Source organism: Halegenticoccus soli (assembly GCF_002844195.1).
GTDB classification, from domain to species: Archaea; Halobacteriota; Halobacteria; order Halobacteriales; family Haloferacaceae; genus Halegenticoccus; species Halegenticoccus soli.
Genome location: NZ_PEND01000006.1, coordinates 246,847 through 261,845 on the forward strand (window position 1 = coordinate 246,847; position 14,999 = coordinate 261,845).

At 69.7% G+C, this 14,999-nt stretch carries 13 protein-coding genes; 8 read left to right on the forward strand and 5 right to left on the reverse strand.

Annotated features, from left to right (window positions below):
• Positions 1 to 25: 25 nt before the first annotated feature.
• The 4 genes from CNO20_RS17355 to CNO20_RS17370 all read right to left on the reverse strand — a co-directional run bounded on the left by CNO20_RS17355 (position 26) and on the right by CNO20_RS17370 (position 5,534).
• Entirely contained in the window at positions 26 to 1,600 is a 1,575-nt protein-coding gene (locus CNO20_RS17355) for an acetolactate synthase large subunit (RefSeq protein WP_101297379.1), read from the reverse strand.
• The gene (locus CNO20_RS17360; protein WP_101297380.1) at positions 1,600 to 2,991 is read right to left on the reverse strand and encodes an NAD-dependent succinate-semialdehyde dehydrogenase; all 1,392 of its coding nucleotides are present in this window, start codon (positions 2,989 to 2,991) and stop codon (positions 1,600 to 1,602) included. The genes CNO20_RS17355 and CNO20_RS17360 overlap by 1 nt, the downstream gene beginning before the upstream one ends.
• Before the next feature lie 234 nt (positions 2,992 to 3,225).
• Complete coding sequence (locus tag CNO20_RS17365; protein WP_394337272.1) at positions 3,226 to 3,876, reverse strand: zinc metalloprotease; 651 nt, start codon at positions 3,874 to 3,876, stop codon at positions 3,226 to 3,228.
• Positions 3,858 to 5,534, reverse strand: coding sequence for a TraB/GumN family protein (locus CNO20_RS17370; RefSeq protein ID WP_101297382.1), 1,677 nt, complete (start codon positions 5,532 to 5,534; stop codon positions 3,858 to 3,860). Before CNO20_RS17370 ends, CNO20_RS17365 begins: the two co-directional genes overlap by 19 nt.
• 177 nt (positions 5,535 to 5,711) lie before the next feature.
• Here CNO20_RS17370 and CNO20_RS17375 point away from each other — a divergent pair, with 177 nt between their 5' ends.
• The 8 genes from CNO20_RS17375 (at position 5,712) to ileS (ending at position 14,021) form a co-directional block, all read left to right on the forward strand.
• The gene (locus CNO20_RS17375) at positions 5,712 to 7,055 is read left to right on the forward strand and encodes a glycerate kinase type-2 family protein (RefSeq protein ID WP_101297383.1); all 1,344 of its coding nucleotides are present in this window, start codon (positions 5,712 to 5,714) and stop codon (positions 7,053 to 7,055) included.
• Between the two features lie 73 nt (positions 7,056 to 7,128).
• Positions 7,129 to 7,770, forward strand: coding sequence for an ArsR/SmtB family transcription factor (locus CNO20_RS17380; protein WP_101297384.1), 642 nt, complete (start codon positions 7,129 to 7,131; stop codon positions 7,768 to 7,770).
• A gap of 91 nt (positions 7,771 to 7,861) precedes the next feature.
• Positions 7,862 to 8,350 carry a bifunctional nuclease family protein gene (locus CNO20_RS17385; protein WP_101297385.1) on the forward strand — a complete coding sequence of 163 codons (489 nt, stop codon included), beginning with the start codon at positions 7,862 to 7,864 and terminating at the stop codon, positions 8,348 to 8,350.
• Between the two features lie 89 nt (positions 8,351 to 8,439).
• Positions 8,440 to 8,928, forward strand: a complete 489-nt coding sequence (locus CNO20_RS17390; RefSeq protein WP_101297386.1) for an acyl-CoA thioesterase — start codon at positions 8,440 to 8,442, stop codon at positions 8,926 to 8,928.
• Positions 8,929 to 8,972: 44 nt separating this feature from the next.
• On the forward strand, positions 8,973 to 9,407 hold the full coding sequence (locus CNO20_RS17395; RefSeq protein WP_101297387.1) for an SHOCT domain-containing protein: 435 nt from the start codon (positions 8,973 to 8,975) through the stop codon (positions 9,405 to 9,407).
• Between the two features lie 269 nt (positions 9,408 to 9,676).
• Positions 9,677 to 10,135, forward strand: coding sequence for a DUF7992 family protein (locus CNO20_RS17400; RefSeq protein ID WP_101297388.1), 459 nt, complete (start codon positions 9,677 to 9,679; stop codon positions 10,133 to 10,135).
• Between the two features lie 92 nt (positions 10,136 to 10,227).
• Complete coding sequence (locus CNO20_RS17405; RefSeq protein WP_199174906.1) at positions 10,228 to 10,674, forward strand: hypothetical protein; 447 nt, start codon at positions 10,228 to 10,230, stop codon at positions 10,672 to 10,674.
• 134 nt (positions 10,675 to 10,808) lie between these two features.
• Positions 10,809 to 14,021 carry an isoleucine--tRNA ligase gene (gene ileS / locus CNO20_RS17410; protein ID WP_101297389.1) on the forward strand — a complete coding sequence of 1,071 codons (3,213 nt, stop codon included), beginning with the start codon at positions 10,809 to 10,811 and terminating at the stop codon, positions 14,019 to 14,021.
• Between the two features lie 247 nt (positions 14,022 to 14,268).
• Here ileS and CNO20_RS17415 read toward each other — a convergent pair whose 3' ends face one another.
• Entirely contained in the window at positions 14,269 to 14,982 is a 714-nt protein-coding gene (locus tag CNO20_RS17415; protein WP_101297390.1) for a DUF2270 domain-containing protein, read from the reverse strand.
• Between the last annotated feature and the right edge of the window lie 17 nt (positions 14,983 to 14,999).

Below are 14,999 nucleotides of genomic sequence, written 5' to 3' on the forward strand. Positions count from 1 at the left end.
CGCGCGGACGCGCCCGAACCGCACTTCAGGCGAGCGCAACCTCGACGAGCCGCGGCCCGTCGCTCTCGATCGATTCCGACAGCGCCTCGGCAAGCTCGTCCCACGATTCGGGCCGCCGAGCGGCCACGCCGAAGCTCTCCGCGAACGCGACGAAGTCCGGGTTCGTGAGCTTCGTCCCGAACGACTCGCCCGTGTGGCGCTCCTGGTTCTCGGAGATCAGCCCGTAGTCGTCGTCGTTGAACAGGACGACCGTGAAGTCGAGACCGAGCCGCGTCGCCGTCTCCAGTTCCGCGGCGTTCATCAGGAACCCGCCGTCCCCCGTCGCGACGACGACGTTCGAGTCGACCGCGAGGTCCGCGGCCACGCCGCCGGGGACCGCGATGCCCATGCTCGCCAGCCCGTTCGAGATGAGACAGGTGTTGGGCTCGTAAACGGGGAAGTACTTCGCGATGTCCATCTTGTGGCTCCCCACGTCGGAGATCAGCACGTCGTCGTCGGCCATCATCTCCCGGAGGATCGGCAGCGTCCGTCGGACGGAGAACGGCTCGTCGGGGTCGGGCTTCCGGCGCGCGTCGGTGAGGATGACCTCGTGGATGTCGGTGCACCACGTCTCCCGTCCCCCCTCGACCGCCTCCGTCAGCCGGCGGAGCCCCATCGAGATGTCCGCGACGATCTCGATATCGGGGTTGTAGTGCTCGTACACCTCGGCCGGCTCGTGGTCGAGGTGGATCACCGTCTTCGTCCGGTCCGGATTCCAGCGCTTCGGGTCGTGCTCGGCGATGTCGTAGCCGACCGCGACGACGCAGTCGGCCTCGGCGACCGCGCCGGCGGCCTCGTCGTTCGGACCCGAGTCGAGCGTCATGAGCGACTGGGCGGCCCGGTCGGACACCGCACCCTTCCCCATGTACGTCGCGATCACCGGGGTTCGAGTGCGCTCGACGAACTCCCGGAGGCGTTCGGAGGCGTGGGTTCGCACGGCCCCGTTGCCCGCGAGCACGATCGGCCGCTCGGCGTCCGCCAGCAGCCCGGCGGCCCGTTCGACGGATTCCGCGTCGGGATCCGGCCGCCTGACCCTGTCGCGGCGGGGAAGCGGCTCCGCGTCCACCGGTTCGGCGGCGACGTCCTCGGGAATCTCCAGGTGCGTCGCGCCCGGCTTCTCGTACTCAGCGAGTTTGAACGCCTTGCGCACCGACTCGTTTATGATCTCGGTGTCGTTGAGCTGGGTGTTCCACTTCACGACGGGCTCGAACATGTGGACGACGTCGAGCGCCTGGTGGCTCTCCTTGTGGAGGCGCTCGCGGCCGCCCTGACCCGTGATGGCGACGAGCGGGGACTTGTCGAGGTGAGCGTCCGCGACGCCGGTGATGAGGTTCGTCGCGCCCGGGCCGAGCGTCGCGAGGCAGACGCCCGCCTCGCCGGTCAGTCGGCCGTGGACGTCGGCCATGAACGCCGCTCCCTGCTCGTGCCGCACCGGCACGAACTCGATCGACGAGTCCCGGAGGGCGAACAGCACGTCCTCCAGCTCCTCGCCGGGGACGCCGAACACGTACTCGACGCCCTCGGCTTCCAGGCACGCGACCAGCAGGTCGGCTCCGTTCATCACTCGCCCAGGGAGATGGATCCGACGCCGTGCTGGACCCAGATCGTCTTCCGGTTGACGAACTCCCGGACGCCGGGGCGGCCGAGTTCGCGGCCGTACCCGGACGCCTTGACGCCGCCGAACGGGACCCGCGGATCCGACTTCACCATCTGGTTGACGAACGCCCCGCCGGACTCGAACTTCCGGGCGAACCGCTCGCCCCGTTCGAGGTCCTCGGTCCACACGCTCGCCCCGAGGCCGAACTTCATGTCGTTGGCCAGCTCGATCGCCTCCTCCTCGTCTGCGACCTCGAAGACCGCGGCGACGGGGCCGAACGTCTCCTCCCTCGCCGCGGGGGAGTCGCGCGGAATGTCCGTCAGCACGGTCGGCGGGTAGAACGCCCCCTCGCGGTCGAGCGGCTCGCCGCCCGTGTGGCACTGCGCGCCCGCCTCGACGGTCGCCTCGACCTGCTCGTGGAGGTCCTCCATCAGGTCCGGACGGGCCTGCGGGCCGATGTCCGTGTCCTCGTCGAGCGGGTCGCCGATCTCGTAGGACTCCAGCTCGTTTATGAAGCCGTCGAGGAACTCCTCGTAGGCGTCCTCGACGACGATGAACCGCTTCGCCGCGATGCAGGACTGCCCGGAGTTCTGCACCCGCGCCCAGGCGGCGCTCTCGACCGTCTGCTCCATCGGCGCGTCGTCGAGGACGACGAACGGGTCGCTCCCGCCCAGTTCGAGCACCGTCTTCTTGAGGTTCCTCCCGGCGTTCTGCGCGATCGATCGCCCCGCGCCCTCGCTGCCGGTGAGCGTCGCCGCCTTCACCCGGCCGTCGGCGAGGAGGTTCTCGACCTCGCTCGACCCCACGAGCAGCGACTGGAACGCCCCCTCGGGGAAGTCGGCGTCGCGGAACACCTCCTCGATGGCGAGCGCGCAGCCGGGGACGTTCGACGCGTGCTTGAGCAGGCCGACGTTCCCGGCGGCGAGGTTCGGCGCGGCGAAGCGGAACACCTGCCAGAACGGGAAGTTCCACGGCATCACCGCGAGCACCGGACCCAGCGGCTCGTAGCTCACGAGCGTGTGCGCGTTCGGTTCCGATCCGACGACCTCGTCCTGCAGGTGCTCTTCGGCGCGCTCGGCGTAGTACTCGCAGACCCACGCGCACTTTTCCACCTCGGAGCGCCCCTGCGTGATCGGCTTGCCCATCTCCTCCGCCATCAACTCGGCGTACTGGTCCGTCCGGCCGCGGAGCACGTCCGCCGCCTCGTTCATCAGCGTCCGCCGATCGGCGAACGACGTTTCCGCCCAGGAGTCGGCCGTCTGGGACGCCCGCCGGAGCGCTTCCTCGATGTCGTCGTCGCTCGGCTCCTCGTACGTATCGACGACCTCGCCGGTCGCCGGGTTGATACTCTCCATGGTGTGTTTTGACACTCGCCAGCCGTATAGGCGTTCGTGCCGCCGGGCTGATATCCGGCGCGACGCGGACGGAAACGCGGTGGCGCGGGCGAACATTCGACGCCGCGCTGGTGGACGCTCGGCGACGCTGCGCGGGTAGACGCCCGGCGACGGCGGAGAAGAGGAGGAGGAGGAGGAGAAGAGGAGGAGAAGAGGGAGGGAAAGGAGATCGGTGGCCGGTCGAACCGGCCCCGCTCAGAGGACGTTAGATCCGAACAGCACGACGAAGGCGACCGCCGCGACCGGGAAGAACACGAGCGTCCAGACGACTTTGCTCCACCCGATCACGGTCCGCCCGTCGAGCGGCCCGAACGGGATCATGTTGAACGCCGCGAGGAGGAGGTTGATGAGGATCCCGTAGAGGCCGATCTGCACGAGGAAATCCGATCCGAGCGCCGACCCCGCGACGGCTATCGGCAGGCTCACGACCGCCAGGATCACGTTCGTCACGGGTCCGGCGAGGGCGATGAGCCCGTGCTGGCGCTCCGTCAGCATCCCGCGGTGGTGGACGGCCCCGGGCGCGGCGAACAGGAACCCGATCAGGGCGCTCATCACCGCGAGAAAGAGCATCCCGTAGTCCGCGCGGAACTCCGCGACCTGCCCGAAGTGAATGGCGACGACCTTGTGGGCGAGTTCGTGCAGCAGGAACGCGACGCCGGCCGTGAGGAGGCTGACGACGACGAGCGTGACGCCCTCTCCCCGCTGTACCGCGCCGAGGAAGCGGTCGCCGCCGCCGGCGAAGAAGATGGCGAACGCCACTCCGAGGACGAGCCAGGCGACGGCGAGGTCGCGCGTCTCCGTCGCGCTGAAGCGGAGTCGACCGACGCTCACGTCACGGCCCTCCAGATCGTGTCGGCGCTCCGACTCGCCCCTTCGATCATCAATCTGGTGACTCCCTCGACGCCGCCCAGTTCGGCCCCGAACAGCGGCAGGACGTACGCCGCGAACAGCACGCTGGCGATGATGCTCCCGACGTTCGTCATCGCGACGACCATGATCAGTCGGAACAGCGGCACGTCGAACATCTCCGAGACGAGCTGTTTTATGGGTTTCTCCTCGTCCGACAGGAGGCGATTCAGCGTCGCGACGTCGCCGACGTTCACCCGCGTGTGGCGCAGCTCCATGTAGCCGGTGAACCACCCCGGGGCCAAAAGCGGGTTCACCGAGGTCATCCACGCCACGCCGCCGCCGACCGCCGCCGAGGTCCACCGCGCCCCGGCGAGCTTCGCCAGGCCGGCGGCGAACACGCCGTTGACGAGGAACCACGCGCCGAACAGCTGCAGGAGGAACGCGTCCCGGACCCCCGCCATCGCCAGGAGGACGAAGAAGGCGACGAAGCCGACGGAGATGAGGACGCCGAGGATCTCGAACCAGGGGATCCCGCGCTTCTTCGCGGTCCCGACGAGCGACTCCATCGGCGGGAGGCTCCCGGGGTTCGCGAGGTAGCGCTCGATCCCCTCGCGGTGGCCAGCGCCGACGACCGCGACCACGTCGGCCCCCTGCGCCCGGAGCGCGACGAGCTGGTGGGCGATGTACGCGTCGCGCTCGTCGATGAGCGCCTCCGCCCCGCCGGGGCTGAACTGCCGGAACTCCTCCATCATCACGGTCACCACGTCCGTGTCCGTGAGCTCCGAGAGGTCGAGTTCCTCGACGTCCTCGACCTCGCCGACGCCGGTCACGCCGAAGGCGGCGGCCGCGACGACGCCGACGACGAGTCCGGCGGCGATCCCGAGGGCCATGCTCCCGACCGCGGCGCTCGCGAAGCCGCCGAGGTACGCCGACACGATCCCGTTCGCCAGCCCCAGCCCGAGGCCGCCGACGAGGCCGACCGCGACGCCGCCGCCGACGGCGACGAGCAGCCGCTCCTCGCCGTCGAGGAACGGGCCGGAGACGACGTGCAGGATGGTCCCCGCGACGACCCCGAGGAGGACGCCGCCGGTGGCGCGCGTCAGGAGCGCGTCGGTGACCCCGAAGGCACCGCCGAACAGGCCGATCAGCGGACCGAGGAACAGCCCGACGAACAGCCCGAGCGCGATCCCGACGACGCGGCTGTCGGTGACCCCGAAGGCGAGCCCGCCGACCATCCGGAGCTTCTCCGCGAGACCCATCCGCGCCCAGAACCGCTGGATGGTGGTCTGGATGTCGCGGTCGACGAGCGCCACGTCGATGCCGAGCTCCTCGGCGGTTTCGACCGCGGCGAGCATGTCCGCGCCGGGGCGGACGTCGAACTTCTCGCCCAGCTGCGCCTGCACGTACGAGAGCATCCAGTAGGCGATGAACTGGAAGACGGTGTTCCCCCGGAGCAGGTCGCTCGCGTCGAGATCGTCCGGCGTCTCGCCCTGTAGCTGGCGGTACCGCCCCTCGTCGAGTTCGACGGCGACGACGTCGGGACGCTCGGCCTCGATGGCCTCCTCGACCTCGCGGACGCTGTCCGCGGAGACGTGCGCCGTCCCGACGACCCGCACGCTCCCCTCCGCAGGGGCCGACTCCGCTGTGTCACTCATTATCCCCGCTACAGGCCCACCGGTTTTACCAGTGTCGGAGTATGCGACTCTCGGCGTCCGGAACGCGCGGACACGTTCGCCGCGTCCGCGTCCGGCACCTCCCGCGGCGCGAGAGACCTCCCCGGCGTCGGCGCGAGCGACGCCCACCCTTTTGGTCCCCGGGCGTGATCCCCCGTCATGATCCGAAACGCGGACGAACTCGGCGGAGGCGACGCCCGCGAGACGGCGCTCGCCTGCGTCGAGGCGGGCATCGAAGCCGCGACCCCGGAGCGCGTGATCGCCGAGCGCCTCTCGCTCGACGGCGACGCGCTCTCCGTGGCCGGTGCGTCCTACGACCTGGCCGGCTTCGACCGGATCGTCGTGGTCGGCGGCGGGAAGGCGGCCGGCGGCGTCGCGCGGGGGCTCGAATCGCTCCTCGGCGACCGCGTCGACGGCGGCGCGGTCGTCGCGTCCGACCCGGCGGAGACGGACCGAATCGCCGTAATCGTCGGCGACCACCCCGTCCCGAGCGAGCGGAGCGTCGAGGGCGCGCGTCGGGTGCTCGACATCGCGGCCGGGGCGGACGAGCGGACGCTCGTGCTCGCGGTCGTCACCGGCGGCGCGAGCGCGCTGCTCGCCGCGCCCGCCGAGGGAGTCTCCCTTGCGGACCTCCGGACGACGACCGACGCGCTGCTCGACAGCGGCGCCGACATTCACGCGATAAACGCGGTCAGAAAGCACCTCTCCGCGATCAAGGGCGGGCAGCTCGCGCGGGTCGCAGCCCCGGCGACGGTCGTCGGTCTCGTCCTGAGCGACGTGGTCGGAAACGACCTGAGCGCGATCGCGAGCGGCCCGACCGCCCCCGACGACTCGACGTACGCGGACGCCCTCGACGTGCTCGACCGCCGCGGGATCGACGCGCCCGACGCCGTCCGCGAGCGCCTGTCGCGCGGCGCGGCGGGCGAGCTCGACGAGACGCCGAGAGCCGGCGACCCGGCGTTCGACCGGGTGCGAAACCACGTCCTCGCGGACGGGTTCACCGCGCTCGCCGCGGCGCGCCGGGTGGCGCGCGAACGCGGGTACGGGACCTGCGTCCTCTCCTCGCGGGTCCGCGGCGAGGCCCGCGAGGCGGCGAAGACGCACGCCGCGGTCGGCGAGGAGGCGCTCGCCACCGGAAACCCGGTGTCCGCTCCGGCGGTCGTCCTCGCGGGCGGAGAGACGACTGTCACGGTCCGCGGGGACGGCGAGGGCGGCCCGAACCAGGAGTTCGCCCTGTCGGCGGCGCTCGAACTCGCGGCGTCGCTCCGCGGGGCGGACGGGGACGCGGCGCTCGCCAGCGTCGACACCGACGGGCGGGACGGCAGCACCGACGCCGCCGGCGCGCTCGTCGACGTCGACACCGTCGCTGACGCCGGGGAGGCCCGCGGCGCGCTGGCCGACAACGACGCGTACGCGTACCTCGCCGACCGCGGCGCGCTGATCCGGACCGGACCCACGGGGACGAACGTCAACGACCTCCGCGTCCTGGTCGTCGACGCGTGAGCCGTCCGAACCGACGGAAGTGTGATCCGCACGAACCAATAGCTTTGTCTCAGTCCGCCGTCTACGGCGCGTCATGGCGAGACTCCTGCCCTCCGCCTCCGACGCCCCCGCGGTCGAGGACGCCGAGCCGCGGGTCATCGGCGTCGACAGCGCGGACGCCGACGACCTCCTGTCGGCGCTCTCCTCGGGTACCGCCCGGCGGTTGCTCTCCGAACTCCACGAGGAGCCCGACACCCCCTCGGGGCTCGCCGGCCGGCTCGACACCACGCTCCAGAACGTCCAGTACCACCTCGGAAAACTGTCGGACGCCGACCTCGTCGAGGTCGTCGACACCGTCTACTCCGAGAAGGGCCGCGAGATGAAGGTGTACGCCCCCGCCGATCGCCCCCTCGTCGTCTTCGCCGGCCGCGAGGAGGACGGAGCGGGGCTGAAAGCGGCGCTGAAACGGCTGCTCGGCGGCTTCGGGCTCCTGGGCTTCCTGAGTCTCGTCGTGCAGTACCTGCTGACGGACGGGCCGTGGCTGGGCACGGCGCAGATGGCCGGAAGCGACGGCGGCGCCGGGGCGGGCGGGGTTCGGGCGACCGCCGAATCCGCCGACGCGGCCGCGACCGCCGCCGGTCTCCCGCCGGGGCTCCTGTTCTTCCTCGGCGGCGCGGCGGTTCTCGTCGTCTGGTTCGCGGTCAGGTACGCGAACCGGGAAGTCAGATCCGGATAAGTGTCGTTTCGCCCCGGCATTGTTTCCTCCACGCCGTCGCCGTTCGTATTCCGGGGGTAGCTATTCATACCTCCGACGCCAACTTCTGCCCATGGATCACACTGCCGAAGTAGAGGGGATCGCCGTGGGCGTCGGCCCGGACGGCGCGAACGTTCCGGCAGTGGTGCTTTCGGCGCGCGGCGAGTACCTCCCGATCTTCGTCACGACCGACCAGGCGCAGGCGATACAACTCGGGCTCACCGGCGAGCCGTTCGAGCGACCACTGACACACGACCTGCTCGTCGACATCGTCACCGAGTTCGGCGGGGCCGTCGACGGCGTCCGCATCGACGACCTCTCGGACGGGACGTTCTACGCGAAGCTCGACGCCGAGCGCTACGAGGACGGTCGGCCGCAGAAGTACGTCTTCGACGCCCGCCCCAGCGACGCCATCGCCGTCGCGGTCCGCGCGGACTGCCGCATCACCGTCTCCGACGAGGTGCTCGACGCCGCCGGCCGGCCGCCGTCGGCGGTCGACCTCGTCTCCGAGGACCGGCGGGAGCGGAACCCCTTCGGCGAGATCGACGAGGACGAACCGTAGCGCGGTTTCCCGCCCGCCGCCGAACCACCGGTGGCCGGGGCCGAGTCGAATCGACTGGCTTCTTGACGGGCCGGGTCCAACCCGCGCCCATGTCGGACACCCGGACCGCGACGCTCGCGGAATCGTACACCGAGATGACGGAGCTCCTGCTCCCGAACGACACTAACAACCTCGGACGGGCGCTCGGGGGGGCCGTGCTACACTGGATGGACATCTGCGGCGCGATCGCCGCGATGCGCTTTTCCAACCGCCAGTGCGTGACCGCCTCGATGGACCACGTCGACTTCATCAGCCCGATCGACCTGGGCGAGGTGGCGGTCATCGAGGGGTACGTGTTCAACACCGGCCGGACGAGCGTCGACGCGAAGGTCGACGTGCGCGCGGAGAACCCCAAGACCGACGAGGAGCGCGAGACGACGACCTCCTACTTCACGTTCGTCGCGCTCGACGACGACGGGCGGCCGACGCCGGTTCCGGACCTGGAGTGCCCGACGGAGGAGGAACGGGCGCTCCGACGGGCGGCGGTGGAGGGCCGCAAGGCGCAACTGGAGGCGGTCGTCGAGCGGATGGGCGAGTAGCTCCCCGAGGTAGATTTATCTCCGGATCGGCGCATTGTACCGGTATGACGTCGGTTTCTCGCGGCACCCCGGACGGCCCGATCGCCCTCGTTCTCCTCGTCGGACTCGTCGCCCTCGGCGTCACGGGCCTCGCGACGAACGCGGGACTCTTCTTCCTTCTCGCGTACGTGTTCCTGTGGTCCGCCTCGCTCCTGTTCCTCGCGGATCCCGAGCGGTTCGTCGAGCGGGTCGAGTCGTGGCTCGAACTGGAGTTCTCGGACGGCGGATCGGACCGGGCCGACGGCCCGGCGAACCGGACCGACCCGGAGCCTGATCCCCTTCTCACCCTCCGCGAGCGGTACGCGGCGGGCGAGGTGGACGACGACGAGTTCGAGCGGTTGCTCGGCGCGCTGCTCTCGACGGAGACGCTCGCCGACGCCCGTCGGTACGCGACCCGCGGCCGCGCGCGGCCGGCGACCGAACCGGCGATCGACAAGTAAGCGGCGAGTGGACGGCCGGGTGCCCGAGTACCCGAGTGACCACGTGGCCGAGTGACTGCGGTCCCCCGACCGTCGTCACCGCGGGCCGGCGGGCGCGCGGTAGATCCTAGTCGCCCAGCTTGTTCCCCCGCGCGGTCGAGAACCGGCGACGCCGCGACCTCCCCGTCGGCGGACGAGTCGGACGGCAGTTGGAACAAAGGGGATCCTCCCCGATCGAGACGCGGTCCGGACGCCGACGCTTTTTGTCGTCTCGCGCCCTCCGATGCGGTATGTCACTCGACGTCGAGCCGCCGGAGCCGCCGGAACTGAACGAGATCGATCCCAACGAGTACGAGGACGCGACGATCGTCGGCGAGACGGACTACCGCCGGGAGGAGCTGCAGGCGTTCCTTCGGGAGGGCGCCTGGGAGGAGGCGTTCGCCGAGTGGGCGGCGGACGCGACCGTCGGCGAGGACGAGTGGGCGATCGTCCGGGATCTGGATCTGGTCGCCGGGTTCGACTTCTTCTGGGACGACTTCGCGGACCGCGTCGGCTACCACGCGCCCGGCGTCCCGGAAGACTGGAAGGAGCGGGACCTCCACCCCGACCTCGACAGCTGGGCGAAAGTGTCCGCCATCAACGCCGGGCTGACGGAACTCGGCCAGGTCGTCTGCGACGTGCTCAAGGAGGAGTACGTCGACTGGGAGGCGGAGTACGAGGCCCCGGACGACCTGCCCGATTTCGACTGATCGGACCGACAGCCGCGCCGCGAGCCGCTCGGTTCTCGTCCGCCGATCCGGCGGCTTCATTGCCGGGCGGTCCGAACCGCCGGGACGGGTGAGTGTCCATCTACTCGAAACACCACTTTGCGATCTCGGTCCTGGTCGGAGCGGCGTTCGCCCTCGCCGTCGAATCGCCGTTTCCGGCGTGGTTCGTCGTCGCCTACGCCGCCGCCGTCGGCGTCGGCATCGACTTCGATCACTTCCTCGTCGCTCGCCTGAACACCGGCTCCTGGCGGGCGGCCAGCGGGTGTCTCCGCGATCCGAGGCGGGTGTTCGCCGGCCAGGACGACATCTTCGAGGCGGGCGAGGTGGGGACGCTCCGCCGCCTCCTGAGCCACGTGATCATCGCTGGGATCGCCGTCCCGCTCGTCTACGCTCTCAGCCCGGTCCTCGCGCTCCTGACGGCGCTTTCGCTGTACGCGCACCTGCTCTCCGACCTCGTGTGGGACGTGTACGCCGAGGCGAAGCGCGGATCGCCAGAGGTCCCGACGGCGGTCCGGGAATGAGGGGTCCCGACGGCGATTCGAAGTGAACGCGCCCGACGGCGCGCACCTCGGCCGGGCGGAAGCGGGGCCACCGGGTTCGACACCCGCGGTGCAGGACCACCGTTTTGATATACGCAGGGCGTCAGAGAACCGATATGGAAGATATCAGCGACCAGTACGCCCCCGAGGAGGTAGAGGCCTCGGCGGAGGCGCACTGGGACGAACACGACGCCTACGGGGCGACGAAAGCGGCGCACGCTGATGATCCGCCCTTCTTCTTCGTCGACGGGCCGCCGTACACGAGCGGCCAGATGCACCTCGGGACGGCGTGGAACAAGACGCTGAAGGACGCCGTCATCCGGTACAAGCGGATGCGGGGCCACCGGGTGACGGACCGGCCCGGTTACGACATGCACGGGCTGCCGATCGAAGTGAAGGTGGAGCGGGAACTCGGCTTCGACTCGAAGCGCGACATCGAGGAGCTCGGCGTCGAGGCGTTCATCGAGGAGTGCAAGGCGTTCGCCGAGCGCAACCGCGAGACCATGGACGACGACTTCCGGTCCATGGGCGTCTGGATGGACTGGGAGAACCCGTACAAGACACTCAGTCCCGAGTACATGGAGGCGACCTGGTGGGCGTTCAAGCGCGTCCACGAGAACGGCCTCGTCAAGCGGGGAAAGCGCGCCATCAACCAGTGTCCCCGCTGTGAGACCGCCATCGCGGACAACGAGGTCGAGTACCACGAGATCGAGTCTCCCAGCATCTACGTGAAGTTCCCGCTGGTCGACCGCGAGGGGTCACTCGTCATCTGGACGACCACGCCGTGGACCATCCCGGCGAATGCGTTCGTCGCCGTCGACGGCGAGATGACCTACCGGGCGGTCCGCGCCGAAACGGACGGGCGGAGCGAGCTCCTCTACCTCGCCGAGCCCGTCGTCGAGGAGGTCTTGAAGAAGGGCCGCTACGAGGACTACGAGGTCGTGGACGAGGTCTCGGGCGACGAGATGGTCGGCTGGGAGTACGAGCACCCGCTCGCCGACGAGGTTCCGGACCACGTCGACTTCGAGGGCGCACTCCAGGTGTACACCGCAGACTACGTCGAGGCCGACAGGACCGGTCTCGTCCACTCCGCGCCCGGCCACGGGCAGGAGGACTTCGAGCGCGGCCGGGAGCTCGGGCTGGAGATCTTCTCGCCGGTCGCCGGCAACGGCGAGTTCACCGACGAGGCCGGCAAGTACGCGGGGACGTTCGTCCGCGACGCCAACGACGAGATCATCGCCGACCTCGACGCGAAGGGCCTGCTCCTCTCCAGCGGCCGACACACCCACCGGTACGGCCAGTGCTGGCGCTGCGACACGGACATCGTCTTTCTCGCCACCGATCAGTGGTTCATCACGGTCACGGACATCAAGGACGAACTGCTGGAGAACATCGAGCACAGCGAGTGGTACCCCCAGTGGGCCCGCGACAACCGCTTCCGGAACTTCGTGGAGGACGCGCCGGACTGGAACGTCTCCCGACAGCGGTACTGGGGCATCCCGCTTCCCATCTGGGTCCCCGAGGACGCCGGCGAGGATCTCTCGGCCGACGACATCGTCGTCGTCGGCACCCGCGAGGAGCTCGCCGAACGGGTCGACCAGGACGTGGATCCCGAGGCGCTGGACCTCCACCGCCCGTCGGTCGACGACCTGACGATCACCGAAGGGGGAACCACCTACCGGCGGGTCCCCGACGTGTTCGACGTGTGGATCGACTCCTCGGTCGCCTCGTGGGGAACGCTGGACTACCCGAGCGAGACCGCCGACTACGAGGAGCTGTGGCCGGCCGACCTCATCATCGAGGCGCACGACCAGACCCGCGGCTGGTTCTGGTCGCAGCTCGGCATGGGGACGGCCGCCGTCGGCGACGTTCCGTACAGGCAGGTGCTCATGCACGGGTTCGCGAACGACAAGGACGGCCGGAAGATGTCCAAGTCGGTCGGCAACATCGTCACGCCGCACGAGGCGATCGAGCGCGCCGGCCGCGATCCGCTCCGCGCGTACCTGCTCAGCCACGACCAGCAGGGGGCCGATCTCGCGTTCGAGTGGGACGGCCTCGCGGACACGCAGGCCACCCTCAACATCCTCTGGAACGTCTTCCGCTTCCCGCTGCCGTACATGCGCCTCGACGGCTACGACCCGGCCGAGGCCGACCTCGACGACGGCGAGCTGTCGGTCGTCGACGAGTGGGTGCTCTCGCGCCTCCAATCGGTGAAAGCGGAGATGACGCGGCACTGGGACGAGTACGAGGTCCACGCGGCGCTGAACGCGCTTTTCGACTTCGTCACCGGCGACGTCTCGCGGTTCTACGTGAAGGCCATCCGCGAGCGCATGTGGGAGGAGGAAGACTCCGCGTCGAAGCGCGGGGCGTACGCCGCGCTCTCCACGGTCCTCCTCGAAACCGTGCGGCTCCTCGCGCCGTTCACCCCGTTCCTCGCGGAGGAGATGTACCAGCACCTCGACGGCGGCGAGACGACGGTCCACATGCTCTCGTGGCCCGAAGTCGACCCCGATCTCCACGATCCGGACCTGGAGGCGAACATGGCCGTCCTCCGGAACGTCGAGGAGGCCGCCGCGAACGCCCGGCAGCAGGGCGGTCGGAAGCTTCGCTGGCCCGTCCAGCGGATCGTCGTCGAAACCGACGACGACGCGGTCGCCGAGGCGGTTCGGTCCCTGGAGGGCCTGCTCCTCGACCGGGTGAACGCGCGGTCGCTGGAGGTCGTCGAGGCGTTCGACGAGCTCGTCGAGTACGCCGAACCGCAGATGGGCGTCATCGGCCCGAAGTTCGGCGGCGACGCGCAGAAGGTCATGCGCGCGGTGCGGGGGAAAACGCGCGAGGAGCTGGAAGGCGATCTCGCCGATGCCGAGTCGGCTCGTCCCGCAGTCGAGGTCGACGGCGACGTGTACGAACTCGAAGCGGACATGGTCGAGTACCGCGCGGAACCGCCGGAGAACGTCGCCGGCGCCGACTTCGAAGGAGGGACGGTGTACGTCGACACCGCGCTCACGGAGGAGATCGAGGCGGAGGGGTACGCCCGCGACATCGTCCGCCGCGTGCAGGAGATGCGCAAACAGCTCGATCTCGACGTCGAAGAGCACATCCGGACCCGACTGGACGTCGCGGACGAGCGCGTCCGCGGCTTCGTCGACCGCCACCGCGAGTTCATCGCCGAGGAGACGCGGACCGCGGAGTTCGCCGAGGGGGACGAGTTCGATCTCGACGGCGACGGCGTCGATTCGCCGTTCGATCTCGTGGAGCGGTGGGACGTGGAGGGCGTCGACGTGACGATCGGCATCGAACGGCTCGGGGCCGAAGAGCAGACGGCCTGATCGGAACCGTCTCGGCCGATCCTCCCGCGGGACGGCCGGAGTTCGCCGTCGTCCGCCCCGCGCTCTTCGGCGGCGGTTTCACGTCGCCTCGTTCTTGATTGAATCGGAGAACCGTTCCGGATAGTATTATCAAATAGTTTATGAATGTCGAAATACAAGTATCTCACCGTAGGTATCGGGCATCGGGGTCTCAGAGCGTCCGGTACCTACTTTCCGCACTTCGCGCCGAGTGCGATCTCGAACGCGCTCAGTCCGGCTTTTTCCACGCGCCCGGCTCCTGCCCGTGGAACTCGCCCTTCGCCTGCCGTTTCCCCGGCCAGAACGTCAACGCGAACAGGACCGCGTAGAAGAGCGCCAGCGCGCCGGCGACTACTTCGCCCGGAACGTCGGACACCGAGGCCGTCTCCAGCCACGTCTCGCCCGGAACGAAGACGGTGATCCGAAAGATCCACGCCACGCCGAGCAGGAGGAACATCGGGAAGTACACCCGTCCGAGCCGGCGCGACAACGCCTCCCGGTAGGTGACCTTTAACACCGGGCTGCGGAGATCCCGCCCCAGTTCCTTGCGCCAGTCGCGGAGGGGCGCGCCCTCGGGGTCGAAGGCGTTCGCGAACACGTTCTCCTCGACGAGGCGAACCCGCGCCCTGATCGCGTCGTACGTCCGGTACCGCCGCACGTCGAACAGGAGAAACATCACGAGCGCGATCATCCCGATCAGAAGGAGGTTCGAGGACCGCTCCGTGCTCTCGAACGCGAGCGCGAGCACGGCGGTGACGACAGCTATCGCCCAGTCCACGGTCAGGTCTAGGCGGTCGAGGTACGTCGCCGACTGCGACATCTCCCCCCGGTAGTACTGCTGCGCCATCGAGAGGAACTCGGACTCGTCCTCGGCGGCCGCTCCGCCGATCTCGCGCGCTTCCCGCTCGTCCGAGTCGAAATCCCCTCCGAGTCCTCCCGTCATCCCGTCCGTCTAGTCCT

Coding starts and splice junctions, on each gene's coding strand:
- CNO20_RS17375 (WP_101297383.1), top strand. CDS start 5,712: ATGATCCGAAACGCGGACGAACTCGGCGGAGGCGACGCCCGCGAGACG.
- ileS (WP_101297389.1), top strand. CDS start 10,809: ATGGAAGATATCAGCGACCAGTACGCCCCCGAGGAGGTAGAGGCCTCG.
- CNO20_RS17390 (WP_101297386.1), top strand. CDS start 8,440: ATGTCGGACACCCGGACCGCGACGCTCGCGGAATCGTACACCGAGATG.
- CNO20_RS17395 (WP_101297387.1), top strand. CDS start 8,973: ATGACGTCGGTTTCTCGCGGCACCCCGGACGGCCCGATCGCCCTCGTT.
- CNO20_RS17400 (WP_101297388.1), top strand. CDS start 9,677: ATGTCACTCGACGTCGAGCCGCCGGAGCCGCCGGAACTGAACGAGATC.
- CNO20_RS17360 (WP_101297380.1), bottom strand. CDS start 2,991: ATGGAGAGTATCAACCCGGCGACCGGCGAGGTCGTCGATACGTACGAG.
- CNO20_RS17355 (WP_101297379.1), bottom strand. CDS start 1,600: ATGAACGGAGCCGACCTGCTGGTCGCGTGCCTGGAAGCCGAGGGCGTC.
- CNO20_RS17370 (WP_101297382.1), bottom strand. CDS start 5,534: ATGAGTGACACAGCGGAGTCGGCCCCTGCGGAGGGGAGCGTGCGGGTC.
- CNO20_RS17415 (WP_101297390.1), bottom strand. CDS start 14,982: ATGACGGGAGGACTCGGAGGGGATTTCGACTCGGACGAGCGGGAAGCG.
- CNO20_RS17385 (WP_101297385.1), top strand. CDS start 7,862: ATGGATCACACTGCCGAAGTAGAGGGGATCGCCGTGGGCGTCGGCCCG.
- CNO20_RS17380 (WP_101297384.1), top strand. CDS start 7,129: ATGGCGAGACTCCTGCCCTCCGCCTCCGACGCCCCCGCGGTCGAGGAC.